Annotated in this window: 22 protein-coding genes and 2 pseudogenes; 12 read left to right on the top strand and 12 right to left on the bottom strand. The window is 56.1% G+C overall.

Features of this window, described 5'->3' with window-relative positions:
- Nucleotides 1–551: 551 nt before the first annotated feature.
- The 3 genes from Pla52o_RS15260 (at nucleotide 552) to Pla52o_RS15255 (ending at nucleotide 2383) form a co-directional block, all read left to right on the top strand.
- A complete protein-coding gene (locus tag Pla52o_RS15260; RefSeq protein WP_146595459.1) occupies nucleotides 552–1451 on the top strand; it encodes a universal stress protein in 900 nt (299 codons plus the stop codon).
- The gene (locus Pla52o_RS26940; protein WP_197169265.1) at nucleotides 1448–1621 is read left to right on the top strand and encodes a hypothetical protein; all 174 of its coding nucleotides are present in this window, start codon (nucleotides 1448–1450) and stop codon (nucleotides 1619–1621) included. Before Pla52o_RS15260 ends, Pla52o_RS26940 begins: the two co-directional genes overlap by 4 nt.
- Before the next feature lie 429 nt (nucleotides 1622–2050).
- On the top strand, nucleotides 2051–2383 hold the full coding sequence (locus Pla52o_RS15255) for a hypothetical protein (protein WP_146595458.1): 333 nt from the start codon (nucleotides 2051–2053) through the stop codon (nucleotides 2381–2383).
- A gap of 67 nt (nucleotides 2384–2450) precedes the next feature.
- On the opposite strand, the gene Pla52o_RS15250 is transcribed toward Pla52o_RS15255, so the two are convergent.
- The 5 genes from Pla52o_RS15250 to Pla52o_RS15230 form a co-directional block, all read right to left on the bottom strand.
- On the bottom strand, nucleotides 2451–2759 hold the full coding sequence (locus Pla52o_RS15250; RefSeq protein ID WP_231612379.1) for a cupin domain-containing protein: 309 nt from the start codon (nucleotides 2757–2759) through the stop codon (nucleotides 2451–2453).
- 98 nt (nucleotides 2760–2857) lie between these two features.
- Nucleotides 2858–3145 (bottom strand): RNA-binding S4 domain-containing protein, encoded by a 288-nt coding sequence (locus Pla52o_RS15245; RefSeq protein ID WP_231612378.1) that lies wholly within the window; start codon nucleotides 3143–3145, stop codon nucleotides 2858–2860.
- Between the two features lie 234 nt (nucleotides 3146–3379).
- Nucleotides 3380–4468, bottom strand: a complete 1089-nt coding sequence (locus Pla52o_RS15240) for an acyl-CoA desaturase (protein ID WP_231612377.1) — start codon at nucleotides 4466–4468, stop codon at nucleotides 3380–3382.
- Between the two features lie 299 nt (nucleotides 4469–4767).
- On the bottom strand, nucleotides 4768–4989 hold the full coding sequence (locus tag Pla52o_RS15235; RefSeq protein ID WP_146595456.1) for a small basic protein: 222 nt from the start codon (nucleotides 4987–4989) through the stop codon (nucleotides 4768–4770).
- A gap of 275 nt (nucleotides 4990–5264) precedes the next feature.
- Nucleotides 5265–6605, bottom strand: coding sequence for a hypothetical protein (locus tag Pla52o_RS15230; protein ID WP_231612376.1), 1341 nt, complete (start codon nucleotides 6603–6605; stop codon nucleotides 5265–5267).
- Nucleotides 6606–7203: 598 nt separating this feature from the next.
- Between Pla52o_RS15230 and Pla52o_RS15225 the strand changes: the two genes are divergently transcribed.
- The 3 genes from Pla52o_RS15225 to Pla52o_RS15215 all read left to right on the top strand — a co-directional run bounded on the left by Pla52o_RS15225 (nucleotide 7204) and on the right by Pla52o_RS15215 (nucleotide 10519).
- On the top strand, nucleotides 7204–8154 hold the full coding sequence (locus Pla52o_RS15225) for a hypothetical protein (protein WP_197169264.1): 951 nt from the start codon (nucleotides 7204–7206) through the stop codon (nucleotides 8152–8154).
- 4 nt (nucleotides 8155–8158) lie between these two features.
- Nucleotides 8159–9415, top strand: coding sequence for a purple acid phosphatase family protein (locus tag Pla52o_RS15220; protein ID WP_231612375.1), 1257 nt, complete (start codon nucleotides 8159–8161; stop codon nucleotides 9413–9415).
- Nucleotides 9416–9673: 258 nt separating this feature from the next.
- A complete protein-coding gene (locus tag Pla52o_RS15215; protein WP_146595455.1) occupies nucleotides 9674–10519 on the top strand; it encodes a hypothetical protein in 846 nt (281 codons plus the stop codon).
- A 541-nt stretch (nucleotides 10520–11060) separates the two neighbouring features.
- On the opposite strand, the gene recJ is transcribed toward Pla52o_RS15215, so the two are convergent.
- From recJ to Pla52o_RS15195, 4 genes are all read right to left on the bottom strand, one after another.
- On the bottom strand, nucleotides 11061–12860 hold the full coding sequence (recJ, locus tag Pla52o_RS15210; RefSeq protein ID WP_231612374.1) for a single-stranded-DNA-specific exonuclease RecJ: 1800 nt from the start codon (nucleotides 12858–12860) through the stop codon (nucleotides 11061–11063).
- A 153-nt stretch (nucleotides 12861–13013) separates the two neighbouring features.
- Nucleotides 13014–13181, bottom strand: a complete 168-nt coding sequence (rpmG, locus tag Pla52o_RS15205; RefSeq protein WP_146595454.1) for a 50S ribosomal protein L33 — start codon at nucleotides 13179–13181, stop codon at nucleotides 13014–13016.
- Nucleotides 13182–13309: 128 nt separating this feature from the next.
- The gene (locus Pla52o_RS15200) at nucleotides 13310–13642 is read right to left on the bottom strand and encodes a hypothetical protein (protein ID WP_231612373.1); all 333 of its coding nucleotides are present in this window, start codon (nucleotides 13640–13642) and stop codon (nucleotides 13310–13312) included.
- A gap of 290 nt (nucleotides 13643–13932) precedes the next feature.
- The gene (locus tag Pla52o_RS15195) at nucleotides 13933–14328 is read right to left on the bottom strand and encodes a 4a-hydroxytetrahydrobiopterin dehydratase (protein WP_146595453.1); all 396 of its coding nucleotides are present in this window, start codon (nucleotides 14326–14328) and stop codon (nucleotides 13933–13935) included.
- A gap of 267 nt (nucleotides 14329–14595) precedes the next feature.
- Between Pla52o_RS15195 and rplA the strand changes: the two genes are divergently transcribed.
- The 3 genes from rplA to rplL all read left to right on the top strand — a co-directional run bounded on the left by rplA (nucleotide 14596) and on the right by rplL (nucleotide 16339).
- Entirely contained in the window at nucleotides 14596–15273 is a 678-nt protein-coding gene (gene rplA, locus Pla52o_RS15190; RefSeq protein ID WP_146595452.1) for a 50S ribosomal protein L1, read from the top strand.
- 73 nt (nucleotides 15274–15346) lie between these two features.
- Nucleotides 15347–15871, top strand: coding sequence for a 50S ribosomal protein L10 (gene rplJ / locus Pla52o_RS15185; protein WP_146595451.1), 525 nt, complete (start codon nucleotides 15347–15349; stop codon nucleotides 15869–15871).
- A 57-nt stretch (nucleotides 15872–15928) separates the two neighbouring features.
- Nucleotides 15929–16339: a 50S ribosomal protein L7/L12 gene (gene rplL, locus Pla52o_RS15180; protein ID WP_146595450.1), complete on the top strand. Its 411-nt coding sequence runs from the start codon at nucleotides 15929–15931 to the stop codon at nucleotides 16337–16339.
- A gap of 127 nt (nucleotides 16340–16466) precedes the next feature.
- Here rplL and Pla52o_RS15175 read toward each other — a convergent pair.
- A pseudogene (locus tag Pla52o_RS15175) lies at nucleotides 16467–17399 on the bottom strand (nitrilase family protein); the annotation flags it as partial.
- Here Pla52o_RS15175 and Pla52o_RS27925 point away from each other — a divergent pair.
- Nucleotides 17289–17531 (top strand): annotated as a pseudogene (locus Pla52o_RS27925) (hypothetical protein); the annotation flags it as partial. The pseudogenes Pla52o_RS15175 and Pla52o_RS27925 sit on opposite strands and share 111 nt — an antisense overlap.
- A 121-nt stretch (nucleotides 17532–17652) precedes the next feature.
- Complete coding sequence (locus Pla52o_RS15170) at nucleotides 17653–18822, top strand: sialidase family protein (protein ID WP_146595448.1); 1170 nt, start codon at nucleotides 17653–17655, stop codon at nucleotides 18820–18822.
- A gap of 110 nt (nucleotides 18823–18932) precedes the next feature.
- On the opposite strand, the gene Pla52o_RS27460 is transcribed toward Pla52o_RS15170, so the two are convergent.
- Nucleotides 18933–19079 (bottom strand): magnesium chelatase subunit ChlI family protein, encoded by a 147-nt coding sequence (locus tag Pla52o_RS27460; protein ID WP_231612372.1) that lies wholly within the window; start codon nucleotides 19077–19079, stop codon nucleotides 18933–18935.
- 29 nt (nucleotides 19080–19108) lie between these two features.
- On the opposite strand from Pla52o_RS27460, the gene Pla52o_RS27455 reads away from it, so the two are divergent.
- Nucleotides 19109–19672, top strand: coding sequence for a hypothetical protein (locus Pla52o_RS27455; RefSeq protein ID WP_231612371.1), 564 nt, complete (start codon nucleotides 19109–19111; stop codon nucleotides 19670–19672).
- Between the two features lie 350 nt (nucleotides 19673–20022).
- On the opposite strand, the gene Pla52o_RS15155 is transcribed toward Pla52o_RS27455, so the two are convergent.
- On the bottom strand, nucleotides 20023–21411 hold the full coding sequence (locus Pla52o_RS15155) for a tetratricopeptide repeat protein (protein ID WP_197169262.1): 1389 nt from the start codon (nucleotides 21409–21411) through the stop codon (nucleotides 20023–20025).
- Nucleotides 21412–21498: the final 87 nt, after the last annotated feature.

Here is a 21498-nt window from a genome sequence, read left to right as displayed (position 1 = left end):
CATGTGTGCGAGTGTGTCAATTGCGATCGCGGTGAACGAGCGTCAGCGGTCTGTGAACTCGGATTCAATCGCACGCAAACCTCGAGACCCAGGGGACAGATTGATCCTGTTCGCGCTCTTGTCTCCATGGGATATCAGCGCTGAGCAAATGCATGGGCCAGATTTCAATCGCATCAACCTAACGTTGAGATAGGCTTCGCGCGTTGGCTGGTTTTGCGAGACGTCCATCGGTTGGGTCGCATCACGATTGCAATCCGACCTTCGTTTGTGGCGAATCAAAGCGAGGTTCGGATCAGCCGCTTGCTTTCATGCCACCGCATGGATCCACAGGGTCGCAATCTCGCGGTGATTCAGAAGCAAGCCACCCGCCTGCACAGGCTCACGTCACGCGGTAACGTGAGCGGGGGATCATGGTGATGATGCACGTGGAGGCTCAAAGATTGCTTCGCTCGGAAATCCCAAAGCGGGCATCATGGCAAAGTAAATCGAAGTTGGCACAGCGTTTGCCAATTTCGCCAATCCAGAAAGAAACTTCCCTGGGAGACTTTGTGATGAGAAAAATTCTGTTGGCCACGGATGATTCGCCACATGCGAATGAGGCGACTTGGTTCTTGGCTCACTTGCCTCATGAGGACAAAGTCGAAATCACAGTGCTGTCGGTGCTGTACGTGCCCACGGCCGGAAGTATGACGTTGTTGGGCGATTGGGTGCAAATCATTTTAGAACGCGAGCGCGAGCGGGCCGTTGCCACCTTTGCCAAGGTAGAGTCGAGGTTCGACGGCGCTAATGTGACGTTGAAGCACATCATCAAAGAAGGTCACGTCGCCGAGACCATCGTGGATGTGGCCAACCGTGAACGTGTTGACTTTGTGGTCCTCGGCGCCCGCGGACACTCGCTGGTCGAGCGAATTGTTTTAGGCAGCACTAGCGATTACGTGGCCACCCATGCCACGTGCAGCGTATTGGTCGTTCGTCCGACCGAGATCCGCGAGGCAAATCATCCGATACGGATTGCGATCGCCTATGAAGATTCCGAAGCGGCGGAAGCGGCGCTCCAAGAGATCGCGGAGGTGGGGTGGGGAGCCGAACCCGATTTACGTGTCGTCACGGTGTTGTTTTCGGGAGGATTTGAAGAATCAGCGCGACGCAATTTGGCTGAAAGCACCGCCCTCAAGGCAGCTGAGTGGCTTCGCAAAACGGCCTCGCATGTGCATGTTGAGTCGATCGTGCACAGCCACATTGGCGAAGGCTTGGTGAGCTATCTTGAGGAAAATCGTTGTGACATTGTCGTCGTAGGCGAAACGCCGCGAACTCGACTAGGGCGAGTCTTGATGGGCAGCACCTCACGGTTTGTATTGCGGCATGCCCCCTGTAGCGTTTGGATCACACGCAATCGGATAATGCAAGGCAAACCGAGCGGGAAAACGCATCCCGAGACGGCATCACTATGACACGCGACTTCGAAAATGCCCGAACGGCTTGGGTCATCGATGCGGCCACAGGCAAAGACGCCAACCGTACGGCGCTCGGCTGTCTTGGCACAAGAGTCGGTTGCCTCGAATCTGACGCGTCGGTGCTGAAGCATTGGATCGAAACGATGAAGCGAAATTCCTCAACCTAGTAACCCGCTAACTCCATCACGGCACCGGTCGCATAATGGTACTTGTCGCATGACGTCCGCAGTTCGATTGCCCTTGCGTGATGCTCCCTTTGATGACGTTTCGAGCTGCGGACGTTCCTTCTTTCCAATACAGCCTTTCTCGCTTGCGGGATCCGCGTCACGCGGGAAGCTTCGTTTCACGCCGGATGATCCGCGTTAGGGCTGGAATCGATTCACCAGCGAGGGGCGTGATGTCTCTTGTTGAGCGTGGCGTTTTGCCTTCGTAGCGTTCGCTGCGTTTCTCTCTATAATGCCGACGCTAATACCGCATTCGTCGATGGGGGACTGTGGGGGTACGTTCCGATCGGATTCCTCGATGTAACCCAGGCTCGCATTGCGATCAGCGAAACGACTCGCTGATTCTCCATTCTTTGACCTTCAAGGTACCAAATGAAAATTCACCAACTTCTTGCGGAGTTACCCACCGGAAGTTTGCGAATCTATTCGCATCAACAAACGGTCAAGCAAGGGGGCCAACCGTTAGCTGCCGAACGCAAGTATTTAGAACTTGACGGGACTCCGGCAGCCTATCGATTTCTGGCATCGCTGCTGACCGAAATGGCGGAAAACGCGGAGAGCAAGGGCAACGCTGGGCGCGGCCAAAGTGTGTTGTTGGATCCGAAGGATGCAAATGCGATCGCCATCGACGACTATGATGCGGTGTCGTTTTCGTGCCGAAAACGTCCCCCCAGCGATTCGTTATTCAGTCTGGGCGCCGAATAGTCGGACATCGCGTTGCCGGTGTGTCCCCTTTGTTCGGCAACGCGACTTTCGTCGTGGCGATGTTGCGCTAGGGAAAGAAGATCGCGAGCCACACGGTGGGTTCGCTCGGCGAGGTCCATTCGATGCGGTGCTTTTGGTGCGCTGGGATCATCACATGATCGCCTGGGCACATTGACTTTGGGGGCGTGCCGTCGGCAAAGCTAAGTTCGGCTTGGCCTTTTAATACGATGACCCATTCCGATTCATTTTGGTCGTACCAGAATCCAGCATCGCTGCGCTGCCCCGTCGAAACGATCCGTTCGATCCGGATCGATGGAGTTTCGACAAGGACATGGACGAGTTCGGCGGGGAGTTCGCTGGGCAGATCCGCAAACAAGTTTTTGGGCGTTTGATCCGCTATCGTCCTGCTCCGTGATTTCGCGTAGGACTCGACTGGGCGGGGGCTGCAGCGAGGATGGCTGCTGAGTCGAGGGCTCAGTCGAAGTCGGTTTCGTTGACAATCAAGGTTTCGTCGTCAAAGTCCACGACGTCCCCAATCACCAACTGCTTTCGCCGCCGCGTTTCGACTTCGCCGTTCAGGCAAACATCGCCCGCTTGGATCAATATTTTGGCTTCGCCCCCGGTGCCAACAAGGCCTCGGCATTTCATGAAATCATCCAGCCGGATGATTGGACCACGATCGATTGCCCCCGCTGTATCGGCGGCCGTGGGCTTCGAGTGGGGTGAGTCGGGGGCAGGCATTGGAGGTGTCGAGTCAGTCATTTGTTTCGCTTCCATCGTTGTGATCACGGGCGTCGTGTCACAGGCATGGGATCATAGAGGTTGCGGTGATTCGCGGCGATGTCCCAGTCAAGGGCTCGGTGGTGGGGGCTTTCTCAACGTCGAGCGAAGCGGTTTCCGAGCCAGTGACAATTGCGAGCAGGCTGCAGAAACGAGCATGCAAGGCTGCGGGTTTGCATGGGATCCGCAACGCTCGCAAGCAAATTCGTTCATCGATTAACCCGTCGGTTGTTTGCGTTTTCCGGAGCCCTTGGGGCGAACGACATCCTTGGCCAATCCCACCATTTCAAGCAATTGGATCACGCGCCAAGACATGTCAAATTCGTACCAGCGGTGGCCATGCGCGGCGGAACGCGGTTCGGCATGGTGATTGTTATGCCAACCTTCGCCGTGCGAAAACAAGGCGACCAACCAATTGTTGCGACTGTTGTCACGCGTTTGGTAGTTGCGATAGCCAAACACATGAGAGAGGGAGTTCACCGCCCAGGTTCCATGCAGAACGAAGACCGTTCGGACCGCGATCGCCCATACCGCCCAGCTGTAGGCGTAGCGTAGCGATTCCGAAGCCAAGCCGCCGCTGGCGAAGTAACCAAACGTCGCACCGGCTAACACGATCATCAATGCATGAGCGACGAACACAAAGAACCATCCCCCACGACGTTCAAGTTTCAGATAGAACGGGTCGCGAAGCAAATCGCGAACGTATCGCTCATAGTGGCTGGTGCGGTCGAGGTCTTTGTGTCGACAAACCACCCAACCCATGTGCCCCCATAGAAATCCCACCAAAGGAGAGTGTGGATCGGGTTGGTGGTCGCTGTGTTGATGATGCATGCGATGGATGGCGACCCAACGCGACGGGCTGTCTTGTAGGTTGCACATGCCAAGGATAGCGAATGTGTGCTCAAGCCATTTGGGACAGCTGAACCCGCGATGCGTCAACAAGCGGTGATAACCCACCGTGATTCCAAGCATCCCAAAGGTAAAGTGCCCCAGGATGCCGAAAATCAATCCTGACCAAGTGAACAGGTAGCTGAAGCTGAAGGGCAAAAATGCCAGCAGGGCAACCAAGTGGACCGCGCCCAGTACGATCACGTACTGCCACAAAATCTTCAGAGGTTGAGTCTCGTCGGGCCGCGGCAATCGTTGTGGATCAATCCCGCTTTCGGGCAAGCTTGAATCGCACACATTGCTTTCGTCGCCCGGTAGAGCAAGGGGAGCTTGCTTACCCAAACGAGGATTCTCGATGTCATCGCGTTCTGGCGAATCGGGATTCGAGCCCGTGAGCGTTTGTTGAGGAGGGTTCATTCCATCCATGTTTCTTCAACTGTCCCATCGGGTCTAGTGATGACACCGAAAATCGAGCTCTATATCGACAAAAAAAAACCGACCGAGTTCACGTGGTGTTACTCGATCGGCTTTCACTGTAAGCGTAAGGCAGGATGGGTCAGACGGCGATTGTGAAGCTCGAAATCGCGAAGTTGCTTGTCTGAACTCCGTCTCAAAACGAAGCCATTCACGATGCAATGAGCTAAGGAACCGCTGGAATAAGATGCCGAAGCGATGTGGACACCCCTCCCAAAATCGATCGGGGGTGAAGCCCAACTCTACTTCTTCTTCTTGGCATCCTTCGGATCGTCTTCCTTCTTCACTTTTTTCTTTCTCTTCAGCGAAACTTTAGGAACGCGTACTTTCGCCATGCCAACGACGCTGGCTTCTGGGTCAAAACGGTCCAGTTCTGTCAGGCGAGCGATACGCTCAGCCCGAGTCAGCACGTTTCGCGACTTAATTGCCCCGGCTTGCACCTTGAGGCTGCGATCCATGGTCATATTACGGCTCAGTCGGTCAAATTCGAGAGAGGGAGATTGTTAAACGGTATTCAGGTCTTCGCGGTTCAGCGAAGAGTTGGGGCTTTGCACTTTAGCAAAGGGGCATCGCAAAATAGCGGCTTTGGCGATTTTTGACAAGTTGACTTCGCGTTTTACTTCCAAAATCGAGAAAAGCGGCCCCGCCTGGCTACATGCTAAGCCGATTTTCCAGCTCAGAATGGATATTCATGCACTTCCGTCGGGGGGGATTAGCGTCCTCGACGTTAGTTTCTTGCTCACAAGGAACTCGCGTGTTCCTTGTTTTCGGCAAAACCGGGCTTTGTCTCGCACAGAATTTCCAGGAGTTCCGAACGCAAGGGGGGAGTTAAATGAGCAAACTCGGGATCGTCCACCTCGTTTTTGAGGATCGCTGTCAATCGTGTGATGATCCTGCTGCGGACCTCAACGGGCAATCCATCGAACGCGTCCGAGTAGATCAGGTAGCTGCACGGATAGCGAAACAGTCGCGTGTTGAGCTCGAGTTCACGAAGCGATCGTCCCTTGGAATCGCGAATCCCGCCGCCGCTAAACTCCTCGGCGAATCCGCTCGTCCCCGAAACGGGCGAGGTCAATTGAAATTCGTCGCACATCAACAGGTGCTTGACGACCCGGTCCACCGACGCGGCGATTCGGCGCTGGGCACTCTCGCTCAAAAAATCTGGTTCGCGACCAAGAAATTCGTTCATTTGGTACGATTGATGGGTCGCTTGACGGGTTTCGTAATTCGCCGCGGCGATCGCGTTATGCATCTGCGTCTGATGCTCCAGCACCATCAACGCAACCAAATCGCTGTGGGGCGACAAGTACGGCGTCGTCGAGACGATCCCGTCGAGCGACTCGCGATTGGCTCCTCGTTCTAGGTCGTCTTGCTGATCCTCGGGTTGGTAGGTCTGGTTGCCCATGTGACGCATCTCGCCGTGGGTGCCGGTGACGTACCAGCCGCCCCAGCGTTCTTCGAAAGGGCTGGTGTGATCGGTCGTGTAGGTGCCGCTACCAAGGATTGGATGACCTGCGGGGTCGGCAAATACACTGCGGACTAGGTAGCCCGGAACGTTCTGCGTTCGGCTGGAGGCGTGGCAGGTCAAACATTGTCCTCGGTCACGCACGAATTTTGGCGTCTCATCGGGCGATTGGCTCAACGTATAAAACATCGCCCCTTGTTTCGCATCGGTTGCCGCAAACTCGATCACATCGCCTCGTTGGCACCATCCCACGTACACGTTGTCGTTGAAGTACAACGCCCGGGGGCGGCGCGGAGTGATGCGGCGCAGTTGCAAACTCGTCTTGGAAAACACCAGCGTTTGTGAGCTGACCGGAACTTCGAGCGCCTCGAGAACCGATTTCAAGTAGCCATGCTTGGGGTCGTATTTCAAGCTCACATCGCCCGCGTCGACTTTCGCCGCTAATTCGGCCACCGGATCGTGCACCGGTGCGCTCAAGTAATGGATCGGAGCAGATTCAAACGAAGCGTCTTGGGCGCGACTGACCACGCACCCAAACAGCCCGATCGCCATCATCGTGCACCACCGAACATAGGGAAAATCGAAGTCAATTCGATGTCGGTTGGTCACGTTCATATAGACCTCTCAATGTCGAAGGCGGGCAGAGGTTGCCAGGTTGTGGCAGGTGGGATGTAGCTGAAACGCTATCCCATAACATAGAAAGCTTTAATCTGTACGGCAAGGTGTAAGTTTGTGGGTGGCGGTTGCTTGAGCCTCCGCTAGGGCGACTCACGTCATTTTCGTCGCGGTGAACTCGATGCGGTGAACTCGATGCCGGTAGTCGCCGGTGGTGTGCTTTGGGCGTGTGCTCGGGGCGTGTCGAGGGAATTGAGTACACTGCTTGTCTCATTGGATCGCGGTTGCACCAGCGTGTTTTTCGATCAGCGCGTCCACCGCTCGTTGCCATTCTGGGGGGAGCTTGCTGTGTGTCGCGATTGATCGCATGGGTGATTGCGCTTGCAAGTGAGCCAAGAGGAGGGGGGAGCGAAGAGCGCTGAGAGGGTTTATGTTTTTGAGCGGTAGAGAGAAGTCGGTAGAGACAAGGTGGTAGAGAGAAGGTGGTAGAGAGAAGGCTATCGATAGAAGCGTGGTGTATCCGCCAGTGGCGACCATCGTCGTGCATGGTTGCCCGGCGACCCGGTCATCGCATTATGAAGCGAAGGAACAGCGTCAGGTGAATCAGCTTGAAAACGAGGTGTCGACAGATCCTGCGGGGTCAGAGCAGTCCACCGCTTGGTGTATCGCGATGAGTGGGGTTTATCGCTGCTTGTTGCTCGTGTTGGTGCTTCAGTGTGTGGGGGTGGCGGGACGCTATTATTGGTCGCCAAACGAAATGGAGAGCGATGTTTACGGGCTCTTGTATTTTGATTGGTCTTGGTCGGAGGAGGTCGCACAGCGAATCGATGACGTTGGCACATTGGGGTGTTGTGTTGCGGCTTTTTTTGTCGCGTTGACGGCGCGTCTCTCGCTTTGTCCGGGCGAAGCGAAGTCGGGGGCTTTGCTCCCTTGGGTTAGCCGATTTGTTTTTCGTGCCTCGCTGGCTTGGATTCTCCTGTGGATGTTCTTGCTCGCCTTGATTTTTATGATTCGTGGAGACGCGTTTTCGGAGCTTGCGTTGGGCGAGCATGCGGTGCGCTATGGATTGCCGATGGCGTTGCTGGTCTTTTCGATCCCGCGCATCCGCTTCATCGGTCTGTGGGTGCTGCGGTTCGCTGTCGCGGCGACCTTCATGGTTCACGGTTACAAAGCGATCCAATTCTATGGGCCGTTCACCGATTTGATCCTGCTTTCGGACGCCAAATGGTTGGGCAGTAGCGTCGATCAATCGGCGGCGGAGCGAGGGTTATTGGTGATTGGCGTGATCGATGTTGTCGCCGGCGTGTTATTGTTGGTCACGCGTTGGCGTGCCATCGCAGTCTATATGGCATGTTGGGGGGTGGTCACGGCGCTCAGTCGTATGACGGCCTTTGGTTTTAACGCTTGGCCCGAATCGCTGATTCGAGTGGCAAACGGAGGGGTGCCGTTGGCGTTGGTTTTGTCGCCGCTGATTTTTACGGCGAGTAAGTCTTTGATGTACAATCGCACCTTCTCTGCTGACCTCGCTTCCTCTGACTTAGACGATTGATCGCATGTTTCGTAAGCCCTTGTTTTCGTTGCTTCGTATGCCGTTTTGCTTGGCTCCGCTGTTGGGGGCCCTATTTTGTTTCGGCGTGAGTTCCAATGTTGCTGCCGACGCTCCGCTAGAGGGGACGAAGCCGGCGCATTGGCGCGTCACTTGGAATTCCGATCCTGCGACATCGGCAACAATCTCTTGGAGCACCGCCGAGAGTGGATCGCAGCACACCCTTCGCTACCGAGTCAAAGGAAGCGATCAGGATGAGGGGGTGGTGGCGGCGATCAGCGGGCGGTTTACCGGCGGGCAAGTCGAGTTGTATTACCACCATGTGCGGCTGACCGATCTGAAGCCCTCGACGAACTATGAAGTTCAAATGACCAGCGACGGCGAAGCGTCGCCGGTATTCTACTTTTTAACCGCTCCGGATAACGATCGTCCCTTCTCGATGATGCATGGGGGTGATTCACGAAGTGATCAAAAAGAGCGCCGCAGCATGAATCAGATGATGTCGCAAATGCTGAGTCGCTCGTTTGCCAACGAGGATCCTGCGGATGATATTTTGGCGCTCGCTCACGGCGGCGATTACATCGTCAGCGGGCCGAATGTGGCCCAGTGGTCGATGTGGTTGTCCGATCATGAATTGACCGTCACCGAGGACAACCGCTTGTTGCCCGTGATCCCGGCGCGCGGCAATCATGACCGAGGCAAGCCGTTCAATGAGGTCTTTGGGTTTCCCGATGACGACCCGAATTACTACGCGATCGACATCACGCCGGCCGCTCGCTTCGTGACGCTCAACACCGAGATCAGCACGGCGGGGGATCAGGCCCAGTGGCTCGAAAAAGAGCTGGCGTCCTCGCGAGCTCAGTATCGCTGGCTTGTCGCGCAGTATCACACCCCGGTCTTTCCCGCAGTGAAAGGGCCGAGTTCGGCGCTGCAAAGTTGGGTCCCGTTGTTTGAGAAGTATGACGTGGATTTGGTTTGCGAAGCCGATGGTCACAACATCAAACGGACCGTGCCCATTCGTGACGGCAAACACGACGAGAGTGGCGTTGTGTATATCGGCGAAGGAGGGCTTGGCGTGGGGCAGCGCACGCCCAAGACCGATCGCTGGTTTTTGCAGTCGCCGGGGATGGCGGACAAGGGGAGCCACGTCTTTTTGTTGACGTTTGGTGAGGAAGCTATCGAAGGCAAATGTGTGCTGTTGGGCGGCGAGGTTCGCGATCGCTTCCGCCGTCCTTGGCGTGCGGCGGCCTCCGCGGCGAACTGAAAACCGCGTCTTGGCTCTGGTTTCTTGCTTTTTCGGTCGTTTTTTGAAACGACCGAAACCTTCGGCTGCTTCGTTGGTTTCATGTCTTAGAGCTTTTCTGAGAAATCGTCTGCCCCTTGTTGGTCTTGCTTGTCCCTGGGGCGGGCTTCGTTTCCCCGCAAAGCTCGTAGCGGTGGATCCTGGCTGTGAGTAACAGGACCGCTATGAATTCACAAAACCACAGAGTTACTTCTCTTAAGCATTCGGGGATCGATTCAAATGAAAATCAGACACATTGCGGCTTGCCTTGTAGCGGTATCGTTAACGGCATTGTTAGTTGGCGATTCGTTGGCCCAAGAAGGAGGTCGACGCGGTGGTAATCGTGGCGGATTCGGCGGCGGCGGTTTCGGCGGTCCCGGCGGAGGTGATCCCACGTTGGGGCTGTTGATGAATGAGAAGGTTCGCGAGGAAATCGCGTTGATGCCTGAGCAAGTCGAGGCGCTCAAGAAAATTCGCGAAGACGGCGGTCAGCGTGCAGGGCGGCCGGACTTTGATTTCCGCAATGCCAGCGAAGAAGCACGCGCTGAATTCTTCCAAAAGATGCAAGCCGAGCGGAAAGAACGCAGCGGCAAGATGCGCGAACAACTCGAAGAGGTGCTGTTGCCCGAGCAGCTTTCGCGATTGAACGAACTCGCCATTCAAGTCCAAGGGATTGCAGCGCTCAGTAGCGAAGAGGTTCAAGAAACGCTCAAGATCACCGACGCTCAGAAGAAGGAGTTTGAGACCACTCGTGAAACGATTCAGACGGAAATGCGAGAGAAAATGCGTGAGCTGATGGCCGCGGGCGATCGAGACAAAATGCGAGAAGCATTCGGAGAGGTTCGCGAAGAGATCGAAGGCAAAGTGCTCGCTGTTTTGACTGCGGACCAGAAAGCGGCGTTCGAGAAAATGAAGGGCGCCAAGTTTGAGTTCCCCGAAGGGCTTCAAGGCGGCATGCGTGGCGGACCTCGCGGTGGCGGCGCAGTGGGCGGTGACCGTGGTGGTCGCGGTCGCGGCGGAGATCGTGGTGGGGATCGCGGAGATCGCGGCGGTCGTGGTGGCCGATCGGCTGAATCCGCAAACTAGTCTCACTCGGCTCCGGGACGTCTAGGATCCCAGGGAGCTGTCAAGAAACGTAAGCTTCGGTTGCCGGCGAAGCGCTCCGTCGCGCCGAAAGGGGCAGGCTCTGGTAAAGGGTCTGCCCCGCTTTCGTTTCGTCTCAAAGCGACCTGTTGTTTTCGCCTGTCGCGGCACGTGCGAACGTACCCGGCTTAGCTGAAACCTAACCCGAGTCGCAAGCTTTGGATTTGCGTTTTTGTATCTAGGGGCCGTTCTTCGATTTAGGGTAAGGCGCCGGAAGTTTGTCCAGCCCAGCCCAGCCCAGCCCAGCCCAGCCGAGCCGAGCCCAGCGGGGTTCGGGGAACTCAGTGAATCGCTGGGGGCCTTCGGCCCTGAGCGCATCGAGCAGCGCTGAGCACATCAAGCAGCCCTGAGCACATCAAGCAGCCCTGAGCACATCGAAAAACGCAACTTCAAAGCTTGCGCGTCGGCAGGCGGGGGTGATCGTTCGCGAGGCCAAGAATCAGCGGCGTCCAGCGCCAGACGTTTCCGCTGAAACGGTGCGGACTTAAGCGTCGACTAGACTGTCGGTGTTTGTCGCTTGCGGGTCCGTGCTTCCGTGCTGGTTGGCGAGTCGCCAATCGACCAGGTGGATTTCCACTTTGCGGAATCCACGGAACTCGTTAATCACCGGGCGATAGGCAATTTCAATCGGTCCGTCGACGGCGTTTAGCGGATCGCACCAATCGCCCGCGCTAAAGGCAACGCCCCGAATCGTTTTGGTGCCCTGGCGAAGTTTGACGGTCAAGTGCCGATCGCCGCCGCCCATCCGCCGGGCCGGTTCATCGAGTTCGATGTTGCCGCAAAACAAGGTTGGGCGGGGATTGCCGGCTCCGAATGGTGCCAGCGTCTCGATCTGTTTGACCGTTTCGAGATTAAGTTGACCAAACGAGGCTTCGGCGTCGATGACGATCTCTGGGACAATCTCGCGCTCGGACCATTGGCGAGCGACCGCTTCACAGAAGTCACCTCGAAATGCCGCGATTTGGTCTTCCGCGATGGTCAATCCCGCGGCCGCTTGGTGGCCTCCGAATTTGAGCAATCGCTCGCTGCATTCGCTTAGCGCTTCGTGTAAATCAATTCCCGTTCCTCCGACTCGGCCTGAGCCCACCGCTTGGGCCTTGCCCGTCGCGTCCATGGAGAGAATCAGTACCGGTTTGGCGTGTTTTTCGGCCAAACGCCCAGCCACGACTCCGATCACCCCGGGGTGCCATCCGACTCCGGCGAGGACGAGAGCCGCGTCCGCTTCGGTATCGAATTCATCTTTTGCTTGTTTTTGTGCGGCAAGATAAACGCTCCGCTGTAGCGTGTCGCGATCGTTATTGAGTTGGTGGATGTAGTCGGCTAGGGCAACGGCACGCTCGCCGCCGGGGGTCGTTAACAGTTCCACCGCTAACTGGGCTTGTCCAAGTCGGCCTGCGGCGTTCAGTCGGGGGGCAATCGTAAACGCGATGCTGTCGGACGTGACCGAGGATGCTTGGTCAAGCTTGGTGACCTTCATCAGTTCGGCGAGCCCGGGCAACGGTTGGGCGCGGAGTGTTTTCAGCCCGTGTTCAACCAAGACGCGGTTTTCGTCCAGCAGCGGGACAACGTCGGCGACGGTGCCGATTGCCGCCAGTGCAAGTGATTGTCTCAGGAATCGCCGCATCGGTTCGGTGACTTGGTCGCTACCGGCGACTTGTTGGCAAAGGGCCCAGGCCAGTTTGAAGGCGACGCCCGCCCCGCACAGTTCGCCAAACGGATAGTTTGTGCCGGGAAGTCGTGGGTGGACAACCGCATCCGCGCGAGGCAGTTCGCCATCGATCGTGTGATGGTCGGTGATGATCAGTTGGACACCGAGTTCGCGACACAGTTCGGCGTGTTCGCGGCTCGTGATCCCACAGTCGACCGAAATGATCAACCGCTTTCCGCGATCCGCAAGTTTCCGAATCGCAGCTTCGTTTAAGCCGTACCCATCCTCGAGTCGATTGGGGACATGGTAGCTGACGTCGGCGCGAAGCAATCGCAAACCGTTGACGAGGATTGCGGTTCCGGTCATCCCGTCGCAATCGTAATCACCATAGATCGTGATCGGCAATTTCTCGTCGATCGCAGCGGCGATGATCCGAGTGGCGTCCGTGATCCCGGGCAATTCCTTGGGGTCTCGCAGGTCCTTCAGTTTCGTGCTGAGAAACTGGGCTGCGTCCTGGGCGTTGTAGATGCCCCGGCTGACGAGAAGCTGTGCGACCACAGCGGGAACCCTAGCGGAGGCTGCGAGTTGCTCCACGCGGGAAGCATCGTGGGGAATGATCCGCCATCGGCGCTGCATCCTTGACTCCGCAAATAGGAGGAGTGAGTGTCCTGGTGCCAAATAGCAAAAGTCGCACGGACTTTCGACCATGCGACCACGATTGGCCTCGGTTGTGGGGGGCGGACACGAAAATCGGACTGACTTTCGCTCTGCCCCGGCTGCTGGCGAAGACTATTTCTTCTTTTCGATGTGCCAAGTGTGCTTGCGCAAACGGGCGCTGTACTTCTTCAAGCGAAGCTTTTCGCCGCCAGCTTTACGCTGAAGGGTGTAGTTGTAATCTCCGGTTTCTTCGCAAACGAGGAACACGGTATCTGCTTTTTTCTTGCTACGACCAGCCATCAGAGCTCTCTCTTATCTAAATCACAATGTGTGTGGGTGCGAAAGTAAATCGTTGCTTAAACGTCTTTCGGGCCTGGGATTATGGCAGGAACCTATCCTTCTCGGCAAGTCGCTTTTGGCTAAAAAGCTTATTCGCCGTCCATGATCGCCTCTTTGATCGCTAAAACGATCCCACGCCGACTCAAGGAATTCGCCGTGATTCGTTCCACATCGAGTCCCAGTGCACGCCCGATTCGGACCGCCAAATCGACATCGCGAACGCCGTGGTATTGATTTACCCGCTGTTTTCCCACGTAAATCGTCTGGTTGTCCGAGCGAAATCCCGACTCCAGTGGGGTGGCGTCCTCTTCGATCCAGTGCTCCGGAACACGCCGTAAATGACAATGCTCGACGCTCCAAATCTCGTCTCCGGTGCATTCGGAAAGCAATGCAAGGGCTCGATGGCGGGCGATTTCGATCATGGTCGGGTCGCGAAAGGGAGTTAGGGATCCGTGTGAAGCGGTAGACCGAGGGTGACGATTGCGCTACGAGCGAAGCTTGGGGTATCGTCCGGATGCTCGCTGAATCTGGCGGCTTTTATGGTAAAAAGCCGCTGTTTTTGAGCGCGGTGGTGGCCGTGCCGCGATTGGTTAAGGCCGGGTGTTTCGTAAGCGGCCCATTTTATGCGGCCCATTTTAAGCGGCCCGTATCGAGCTATCCCGTTTTGAGCGTCCCCGTTTGACCTCACCGCTGCGATTGCACCGTTTGTATTTTAACCGCCGGCGTCCAGCGCTTGGTCGATCTTTGCCGCCAACACGAAGTCGTTCATGCTTAACCCGTCGATCGCGTGCGTTGTCAATTCAATGCCAAGGTTCCGGTAGCCCGTCAGATGAAGGTCGGGATGATGTTGTTCCGTCTCGGCTAAGGCTGCGATTTGATTCAGATGGGTCAGCGCTTCGGCAAAGTTTTTGCATTTCATCGTCCGCGAGATTCGATTTGCATCGCTGCTGAGTGTCCAGGACGGGGTGGCGCGGCACCATTGCGTGGCTTGGACGCGATCGAGTTTGGGGATACCCCCCTCGCATGGCACGCATTTTGATGTGCAGAGTGAAACCGCGTTTATAGCGGAATCTTCGCCAAAATTGGGCTTTGGGTTCGATTCTGACATGGGGATTTGACGATCCGGAGAGTTTGGTCGAGCAAGTTTCTATAAGAATCTTACAAAAACTATCGCAAGAAGCATCGTTTGCCGTTGACGTCCCGAAGTGAATTGGCGACATTCTTCCGCTTCGCGAGATCAGAGCATCGCGTTTTATAAGTGGGAGAGTTTGCCGCCATCCGGCGTGCTGTGAATCGCAACTAGCGGTCACCGTGAGCATCGGAAGGGCCAGGTGACCTCGCCGAACCACCCGACATATATGAGAGTCGAGACCCTATGGGTAAGAAATCCAAGCGTTACCGTGCGTCACTCGCTAAGCAGCCTGCTAACCTGCTGCCGCTAGGCGAAGCAGTCGACGCACTCAAGAAATACGATTTGACCAAGTTCGATCAAACGGTCGAAGTTCATATGCGGTTAGGCGTCGATCCTAACCAAGCTGATCAAATCATCCGTGGCAGCATTGTTTTGCCAAACGGGATCGGAAAGACTCAACGCGTCGTTGTGTTCGCTAAAGGCGACGCGGCGAAGGCTGCTGAAGAAGCCGGTGCCGACGAAGTGGGTCAAGAAGACCTAGCCAAGAAAATCAAAGACGGTTGGACCGACTTCGACGTGTGTATCGCCGCCCCTGACATGATGGGTTTGGTGGGTCCGCTCGGACGCGTCCTTGGCCCTCGTGGTTTGATGCCGAGCCCGCGTGCCGGAACGGTTACCCCCGATGTTGCCAAGGTTGTTGGCGAGTACAAGGCGGGTAAGGTTGAGTTTCGTAACGACAAGGGCGGCAACGTTCACGCGATGGTTGGCAAGATGAGCTTCGATTCAGAGAAGCTATCTGAAAACATTACCGCGTTCGTTGATTTCGTCTCTGGCATGAAACCACAATCCGTAAAGGGCACTTATATCAAAGGCGTTGCCATCTGTGCAACGATGAGCCCCAGTGTGAGAGTTGCGTACTAGCAAGTCTTTTAGATTATCAGGCTTTTGAACTAGACGTTCTGTTGCACAAATCGCAATTAAGTGAACCCAACCGATGAGTAAATACGTCAAAGAATTGGTGACTCGCGACATCAAACGCGAACTAGATGGTGTTGAAGACGCTGTCCTGGTGAGCTATGTCGGGATGGATGCCATCACTACCAACGAACTTCGTGGCGAACTCGATGCGAAAAATATTCGCATGCTGGTCGTCAAGAATTCTCTTGCTCGGCGAGCGACCGAAGGGTCTTCGCTGGCAAATGCTTTTGAGGGAACTCAAGGGCAAGTCGCTGTTTGCTGGGGGGCGACTGATTTCGTCTCTCTTGTCAAGGAGCTTGTTCGACTTGACAAGGACAGCAGCAAGTATGCGAAGTTTACCGCTGCTGGCGGTGTCATGGATGGCGAAAAGCTAGATGCGGATCGCTTGAAGGAAGTCAGCAAGTGGCCAAATCGTGAAGAGCAAATTTCGATGTTGTCAGGTCAAATTCTTGGTCCTGGATCGCAATTGTCGGCCGCACTTCTCGGTCCGGGCAAGAAGCTTAACAGTCAAATTAAGAAAATCGCAGAAGGCGACGAGTAGTTGCTCTTTTGTTAGTCGTTCCGTAACAAATCACCAACTGTTTTTGAGGTATTAGAAATGTCCGATGAAGGCACCGCGGTCGCCGAGTTCAGCGCCGAAGCGAAAGAAATGGGCGACAAGATCGCCGGTATGACCCTGAAGCAAGCTAAAGAGCTAAGCGACTACTTGAAGGATGTCCACGGCATCGAGCCTGCTGCCGGTGGTGGAGTCGTCATGGCTGCTGCTGCCGATGGTGGTGGTGCGGCTGTCGAAGAAAAGACCGAATGGGACATCATCCTGACCGGTTTCGGCGACAAGAAGCTGAACGTGGTTAAGGTCGTTAAGAACCTGACCGGCGCTTCGCTGATGGAAGCCAAGAAGATGGTTGAAAGCTGCCCAGCGACCTTGAAGGAAGCAGCTTCGAAAGAAGATTGCGACAAGATCAAGGCTGAAATCGAAGAAGCTGGTGGATCGATCGAACTCAAGTAGTTCGCGGTTCAGCCCTTTTTTATATAAACGAAAGCCCTGGTGATTCATCACCAGGGCTTTTCGTGTTGGATGTTGGCCAACTTCTCCTCGTTCTTCTTCTCCTCCTCGTTCTCGGTGAAGTTCTCGGCTATTCCTTGAATTTCAACTCGCGCGTATCGCGTTCAAGCCCCGTCGGAACGGTCAACGGAGTGTAGAGTTCAGGCCGACGAGCCTGGATCCAACCTCGGCCCGTCGCATCGGCGAGCAGACTGTGATCCAAGTCGGCGACGACCATGGTTTCTTCAGCCTTCCATGTCTCACTGAGGATGCGGCCGTAGGGATCGAGGATCATCGCGTTGCCGGTGCGAATTTCGTCGTCATCGACGCCGACGCCGTTGCTGAAGATCAGAAACATGCCGTTGTCGTGCGCACGACTGGGTAACCATCGCATCAGCCATCCTCGCCCCTTGTCGCCACGAAACTCGCGTTCAATCGCATCGGGATCCTCATGCCGACGGTTCCACAGTTGCGGGTCGATGATTCCCATCAAATGGGGATTTTTGCTGCGAACTGCGCCCGTTTGGTGAGGAGCAATCAGGATTTCTGCGCCACGCAATGCGGTGATCCGGACGTTTTCGATCAGGTTGCAGTCGTAGCAAATCAAGACGCCCACTCGGAAACCCTCCGGTAGGTCGAAAACGGTGTACGCGGCGCCGCTGCGAATGGCGGGGTGCTCGAACGCTTGTAGCTTGCGGTGGCAATGGGTGGTTCCGTCCGGCAGCGCGACCACATAGCTGTTGTAGAATTCGCCTTGCTCGCCGGCTTCGAACAAGCCCGCCGCCACGGTGATGTCGTATTTGTGGGCCAAGGCGATTAACCGCTGGGTGCTCGGCCCGTTCGGGATCGGCTCGGCAATCTCGGCGAGTTGCGTTTCGCTGACGTTGCGGATGAACCAATAGCCGGTGATACAGCACTCCGGAAAAACGACCAATCGCACGCCCCGCTCGGCGGCTTGGCGAACGAACGCTTCGATTTTGGCAAAGTTGGCCTCCTTGTCCGCTGGCGATGCCTCGAATTGAACCGAAGCAACACGAAGCGTTCTTGGGCCTGCTTGGGGTGGGGCGGGGGTTGTCATTTGATGCTCAGTGGGGAGTGGGGAGTGGGGAGTGGGGAGTGGGGAGTGGGGAGTGGGGATTTTATCCGGTTCGGATGAAAAGCGATTAAGATTGTCACAGGGTATCCCGCTCGCAGTTCCGCCGAGTGGACACCCTTCTCTGCCGCCCCTTGCCCTTGCCCTTCCACAAACGCTCTTTATCAGACGAGGTCTCCCGCCCATGCGTTTCCCATCCCCTGTGTTCTCCTGTTTTTCACTCAAATTGATCCTGTCGTTGGCGTTCGTGTCGATCGCCAACAGCGCGCTCGCGGAGGATGCGGCTCTCACTCCTGAGGTGACGCTACGGCTGCCGCCGACGGCCTCCAATCCACGAAACAGCGAAGGCGATTTTATCGAGCTCAAAGATGGCCGTGTGCTATTTGTTTATACCCATTTCACGGGTGGCGGCGACGATCATGCCTCGGCCTTTCTGGCGGGGCGATATTCGACGGATGGAGGCAAGTCGTGGGATGCGACGGACACTCGGATTTTGGAGAACGAAGCGGGGTTCAATGTCATGTCGGTGTCGCTACTGCGTTTGGCCGATGGGCGTATCGCGATGTTCTATTTGACCAAGCATTCACTCGAGGATTGTCGGCCCGTGGTTCGCTTCAGCAAGGATGAGGCTGCGACCTGGAGCCCACCGGTGGCGATGATTCCCGATGCAGATGTTGGCTACTATGTGTTGAACAACGATCGCGTGATTCAGCTGAAGGATGGACGGTTGGTGGCGCCCGTGGCACTGCACAATTCACCTGAATGGGAAAAGCCTGATTGGGTAGGACGTGTCCTCTGTTACCTAAGCGACGATGCGGGCCGCACGTGGCGAAGAAGTCAGTCGATCTTGCAAGCGCATGCCCCCGACAGCGGCAAGCGGAATCTTGCGCAGGAACCCGGCGTCGTCGAACTTCGCGATGGTCGCGTGATGATGTTTGTCCGCTCGAATGCCGGCAGCCAACTGGTCAGCCATTCATCCGATGGTGGGGAAACTTGGTCGGCACTCGCTCCTTCCACGCTCCAGTCTCCCACGTCACCCGCCACCATCGAACGCATTCCTGGCAGCGATCGACTGGTTTGCGTATGGAATGATCACGCGAACATTGCAGCGGAGCTGCGCGGAAAACGCACTCCGCTGTCGCTCGCCATCAGCGAGGATGAAGGCAAGACCTGGCATCCATCGATCACGCTGTTTGACAATCCCGACGGATGGTACTGTTACACCGCGATGGACTTCACCAAGGATGCAATCCTGTTAGGCCACTGTGCCGGAGACCGCACCAAGAACAACGGACTGGCCGAATCGCAGATCACCCGGATTGAGTTAGACGCCCTGACCAGCGGTCAAGAGTGATCCCATCCCGTTACCAGCGATGGGGCCTCTGTTGGTTTGGCCAGCGAGAATCCGCGTTTCGAAATGGACGAGAAAGTATCGAGCGTCCGCGTTACTACGCGGGCTACGTGTTAGCTCCAGAAGTCGCGGTCCAGGCTGCGGTAGCCGATCGCTTCGGCGAGGTGCGTTTCATCGATCGACTCATCGCCAGCAACGTCGGCGATCGTTCGAGCGACTCGCAGGATCTTGTCGTGCGCTCGCGCCGATAATGGGGGCAATCGGGGCAATCGGTGCCAGGCACCCAGATTTGCCGCTGTCGACCGTCCGCTTCCGCACCGCGGTGCCGGCGACACGTGACGTTGCTTTCGAATTGGCAGCGGTGGTTGTCGGTATGGCGGTTGGCGCGGGACAGTATTGGGTTGCCGGGTTTGGATTGCTGGTCGTTGCACTGGCGACTCAGTTCAATCGTTCCGAAACCGAAAGTCACGAGATATATGGCAACGGATATAAACCGAAGGCATGGCGATTGACGTTACTAGTTGGGTTGAGCGCCACCCAGGGTTGGGAATCGGAACTGAAGCAGTTTTGCGAGAGTTATCAACTGGCATCCGCAGAAATGGCTCGTCGCGGGGGCGCGATCGAGTTGGTCTATCGGGTTGTTCCCAAGGCGGATGGCGACGCGGTTCAATTGATCGCTACGCTCAACGCGATCCCCACCGTTGAATCTGCTGCTGCCAAAGTGGTCTACGCCTGGGCTACTAAATCGTTGGAAGTGTCTTGGCAATGTGACAGTCGGTGCCAATCACCTAGATTTCCTCTTGGTGACCCTGCAATAAAAATTGGCAAAATGATTGAAGGGCAAAATGATTAAAAACCAAACCGCCTCGACCCTGAAAGTCATTCTGCCAAACCCACGCACTTAAGTGCCTCGAGGAACTAAGCCCGTGCCATTCGTACCGGCCACCTTTTCTTCGTCAAGCTTTCGTTCCTCAGCGCGCCCCAGCGGGTTCGAGCTCGTGGGGCGATCCCAAGTGTGGCGGAGTTGACGCTACCACCAAAATCTTGCTAGCACGAGCAGGTCAAGCTAGCAAAACGATAGTTGAAAGCGATAAGAGCGATAAGTGGGTGGCACCAATCGGCCCAATCGGCCAATACGCACATTAATTCGGGATTTGACGCGTGCGCGATGGGGGGGAATCTGCACGTTTGCCGCGATAAAGGTTAGTCCTTTTTGTCGCTGTCGGGACCTTGATTAGAAATCTCAAACAAGAGTTCCTCGGCAGCTGCTTTTTGAGCGAACGCAATGTGGCTGCTCAATGCGCCCTTGAGAAGTTCTTGGGCTAATTGTGGTTCGCCATTTTGGTTTGCGATAGCCGCAGCAAAGTAGCTGGTTTCCGGCGAGATCTCGCCGCTGGTGATCACGCTGTTGATGACCTTGGCGGCCGCTTCGGATTGATTCAGACGAAAGAGTGCCCAAGCGTACGTGGCCGCCGCTGCACGGCCCCGCGTGGTACGTTGATCGGGGTTGCTTTTCACGAGCATTTGGGCGTGCTGCAAAGCCTTGTGGTGCTTTGGCTCGTCATCCTGTTCCAACAGAGCCATTGCCAATCCGTTGGTGGCGTCAAAACTGGCCGGATTTTTGTCGAGCATCTCACTGAAAATGGCTTCCGCTTGGGCTGGATTTCCGGCGAAACGCTGGGCCATTCCTAGCAATGCATCGACGGCTGGCGATTCGGGGTTCAATTCCTTCGCCTTGGCGGCACAGTTCTGCAATGTTTCCTGATCACCTGCCGACAGAGCCCATCGAGCGACCGATAGTTGCGTTGTAAATCCTTCGGCGTCCTTCTCGAGTGCCGATCGCATCGCTTGTTCGGCCTTTTCGTGTTGACCCGCCTGTTGATACATCAATCCCATCGCGACTTCGGGAATCGGCTGGGCCTTGTCAAATGAGCTGAGATTGACCAGCGTTTGCTCCGCGATATCGTATTGCTGCGTCTTGAAAAAGACGCCCGCGAGTCGTTGCCAAGCCTGGGAGTTCTTCGGGGCCAGATCGATCCACTTTCGCAGATGCTCTTCGGCGGACGTCCATTGCTGTCGCCGTTCATAGATCGATGCCAACCCGGCTTGGGCGTTGATCGATTGTTTTGCTCGTCGAGCCTCGTTGTCCGAATAGCCTTCGGCTACCTGTAACGCATGCTGGAAAAGGACTTCGGATTCGGCCAGTCGTCCACCACGCAGCGCTAGGTCGGCCAGAATGTTCCATAGTTCCGGATCATCGGCATGATGGATCGCGGCCATTTCTAGTGCCTTGCGACCCGCTACGGGTTGATTGGTGGCAAAGGCCAGTTGTGCGAAGATGACTTCGCCAGGGGCGAGGTCGGGATGGGATTTGTGGGCAGCGACCAACAACTTCAAAGCTTGTTCCGCATTGCCGCGGCCGTACTGCTGCAGAGCCTCGCCGATAGTAGCTTGAGCAGGATGCGATTTCTGAATCTCGGCCGTGATGGCAGGTTCACTGGCAACCGCGGGCTCCGAGTCATCTTGAGCGACAAGCACACTCGTGCCGAGGAGGAAGAGAATCGGAAGCGAGAATGATGATTGAATGGTCATGGCGTTCATTGGGTCAGGGTAGCCAGAAGAAAGGGGGGGGCTCCAAATCCTACGACGAAGTTTGCAGGATGCCACAAAACATTGGAG

The organism is Novipirellula galeiformis (assembly GCF_007860095.1).
GTDB lineage: Bacteria > Planctomycetota > Planctomycetia > Pirellulales > Pirellulaceae > Novipirellula > Novipirellula galeiformis.
This window is presented reverse-complemented; position numbering and strand designations above follow the sequence as displayed.

Bases quoted from the DNA above. Each gene is read 5' to 3' on its own strand.
- Pla52o_RS15260 (WP_146595459.1), top strand. From the start codon at position 552: ATGAGAAAAATTCTGTTGGCCACGGATGATTCGCCACATGCGAATGAG.
- Pla52o_RS26940 (WP_197169265.1), top strand. From the start codon at position 1,448: ATGACACGCGACTTCGAAAATGCCCGAACGGCTTGGGTCATCGATGCG.
- Pla52o_RS15255 (WP_146595458.1), top strand. From the start codon at position 2,051: ATGAAAATTCACCAACTTCTTGCGGAGTTACCCACCGGAAGTTTGCGA.
- Pla52o_RS15245 (WP_231612378.1), bottom strand. From the start codon at position 3,145: ATGACTGACTCGACACCTCCAATGCCTGCCCCCGACTCACCCCACTCG.
- Pla52o_RS15240 (WP_231612377.1), bottom strand. From the start codon at position 4,468: ATGAACCCTCCTCAACAAACGCTCACGGGCTCGAATCCCGATTCGCCA.
- Pla52o_RS15235 (WP_146595456.1), bottom strand. From the start codon at position 4,989: ATGACCATGGATCGCAGCCTCAAGGTGCAAGCCGGGGCAATTAAGTCG.
- Pla52o_RS15230 (WP_231612376.1), bottom strand. From the start codon at position 6,605: ATGAACGTGACCAACCGACATCGAATTGACTTCGATTTTCCCTATGTT.
- Pla52o_RS15220 (WP_231612375.1), top strand. From the start codon at position 8,159: ATGTTTCGTAAGCCCTTGTTTTCGTTGCTTCGTATGCCGTTTTGCTTG.
- Pla52o_RS15215 (WP_146595455.1), top strand. From the start codon at position 9,674: ATGAAAATCAGACACATTGCGGCTTGCCTTGTAGCGGTATCGTTAACG.
- recJ (WP_231612374.1), bottom strand. From the start codon at position 12,860: ATGCAGCGCCGATGGCGGATCATTCCCCACGATGCTTCCCGCGTGGAG.
- rpmG (WP_146595454.1), bottom strand. From the start codon at position 13,181: ATGGCTGGTCGTAGCAAGAAAAAAGCAGATACCGTGTTCCTCGTTTGC.
- Pla52o_RS15200 (WP_231612373.1), bottom strand. From the start codon at position 13,642: ATGATCGAAATCGCCCGCCATCGAGCCCTTGCATTGCTTTCCGAATGC.
- Pla52o_RS15195 (WP_146595453.1), bottom strand. From the start codon at position 14,328: ATGTCAGAATCGAACCCAAAGCCCAATTTTGGCGAAGATTCCGCTATA.
- rplA (WP_146595452.1), top strand. From the start codon at position 14,596: ATGGGTAAGAAATCCAAGCGTTACCGTGCGTCACTCGCTAAGCAGCCT.
- rplJ (WP_146595451.1), top strand. From the start codon at position 15,347: ATGAGTAAATACGTCAAAGAATTGGTGACTCGCGACATCAAACGCGAA.
- rplL (WP_146595450.1), top strand. From the start codon at position 15,929: ATGTCCGATGAAGGCACCGCGGTCGCCGAGTTCAGCGCCGAAGCGAAA.
- Pla52o_RS15170 (WP_146595448.1), top strand. From the start codon at position 17,653: ATGCGTTTCCCATCCCCTGTGTTCTCCTGTTTTTCACTCAAATTGATC.
- Pla52o_RS15155 (WP_197169262.1), bottom strand. From the start codon at position 21,411: ATGACCATTCAATCATCATTCTCGCTTCCGATTCTCTTCCTCCTCGGC.